The sequence below is a fragment of the Bradyrhizobium sp. genome (assembly GCF_049581145.1).
In the GTDB taxonomy this organism is placed as follows: Bacteria; Pseudomonadota; Alphaproteobacteria; order Rhizobiales; family Xanthobacteraceae; genus Bradyrhizobium.
Map to the genome: position 1 here is coordinate 1 of NZ_JBAURI010000199.1, position 1959 is coordinate 1959.

A 1959-nucleotide genomic window follows, 5' to 3' on the forward strand; every position below is an offset into this window, starting at 1 on the left:
TGGTCGATCTGTCGCAGGCCGAGATCGAGCGGCTGGAGAGCCACTATCCGCGGATTGAGGACGTTGTGCCGCTGTCGCCGCTGCAGGAGGGGTTGCTGTTCCATGCGTTGTTCGATGCGCAGGGACCTGACATCTATGTCACCCAACTGATGCTCAGCCTTGACGGTCCGCTGGACAGCGCGGTGTTGCGGGCGGCGGCCGAGGCCCTTGTTCAACGGCATGCGAGCCTGCGGGCGGCGTTTCGACATGACAATCTGAGCCGGCCGGTGCAGGTCATTGTGCCGACGGTGGGTGTGCCGTGGCGCAGCATCGATCTGTCGTTGCTGGACGAAGCGGCGCGCGAGCAGCGCTGGGAGCTGTTGCTGCTCGAAGATCGTGCTGAGCGGTTTGATTTTGCCGCGGCGCCGCTTGTTCGCTTCAGCGTGGTCCGGCTTGGTGCGCAGCGGCACCGGCTGATACTAACTCATCATCACATCCTGATGGACGGCTGGTCGGTGCCGGTCCTGGTGCAGGAGCTGCTGACGCTTTACGCGCGGCGGGGCGATGGGCGGGCGTTGCCGCGGGTGACGCCGTACCGGGATTATCTGGCCTGGATCGCGGCGCAGGATCGCACCGCGGCGGTTGCGGCCTGGAGCGCAGCGTTATCGGGTCTCGCGGAGCCGACGCTGGTGGCGCCGCACGATCGCGGGCAGGCGGCGACGCTGCCTGAGCGGATCATGATGACGCTCAGCGAGCCGCTGACCACTGTGCTGAGCCAGCAGGCGCGGGCGCGGGGGCTGACGCTCAACAGCTACATCCAGGGCGCCTGGGCGATGCTGCTTGGCCGGCTGACCGGTCGCGACGACGTGGTGTTCGGGATCACGGTGGCGGGGCGGCCGCCGGAGATTGCCGGCATCGAGAGCATGGTGGGTCTGTTCATCAACACGCTGCCGCTGCGGGTGAAGCTTCCGTCCGACAAGCGTCTTGCCGATTTGCTTTGCGAGCTTCAGGACAGCCAATCGCGGCTGATGGCGCACCAGCATCTTGGTCTGGCCGAGATCCAGGGCCTGGTTGGGCTGGGCGAGCTGTTCGACACGCTTGTGGTGTTTGAGAACTACCCGGTCGATCACGCCGCTCTGGCGAAAGCGAGCAATGGCTTGCATGCTACGCCGATCGCCGGGCACGACGCCTCGCATTATCCGCTGAGCCTGGCGGCGGTGCCGGGCGAGCGGCTGCGGCTGCGGCTGGAATATCGTCCCGACCTGTTCGATCGGGAGAGCGTGGAGGCGCTGGGGGGCCGGCTGATACGCTTGCTGGAGGCTTCGGTAGCGCAGCCCGATCGTGCGCTCGGCCGGCTCGACATTCTTGACGCCGCGGAGCGTCGGACGCTGCTGTGCGACTGGAACGACACCGCGCGGGCGATTCCGCTTGCGAGCTTACCGGAGCTGTTTGCCGCCCAGGCGGCGCGCAGTCCCGAGGCGGTCGCGGCGGTGTTGGGCGAGCAGCGCCTGAGCTATGCGGCGCTCGATGCCCGCGCCAACCAGCTGGCGCATCATCTGCGGAGCCTCGGGGTCGGAGCGGAGGTGGTGGTTGGGCTGTGCGTCGAGCGCTCGCTGGAGATGCTGGTTGGGCTCGTTGGCATCCTCAAGGCCGGCGGCGCCTATCTGCCGCTCGATCCTTCCTATCCGTCAGCACGTCTGGCCTTCATGCTGGAGGATGCCCGCGCGCCGGTGCTGCTCACCCAGACGGCACTGCGCCAGCGCATCCCCGGACATCGCGGCACCATCGTCGAGCTCGATGCCGATTGGCCCGCCATTGCGCGGCAGCCGACAACTGCCCCGGGCAACAATCTGCATCCGCAGAACACCGCCTACGTGATCTACACCTCAGGATCGACCGGAACGCCGAAAGGCGTTGCGATGGGGTATGGGGCTTTAAATAATCTAATTTCTTGGAGCACGCACGCGATTCAAGGTGGAC

The 1959-nt window shown here is 66.5% G+C and carries 1 protein-coding gene; it reads left to right on the top strand.

Translation table 11 applies throughout. The features are described 5' to 3' along the window. Nucleotides 1–1959: condensation domain-containing protein (locus WCB02_RS06600; protein WP_423957033.1), on the top strand; the 1959-nt coding region annotated here is incomplete at both ends.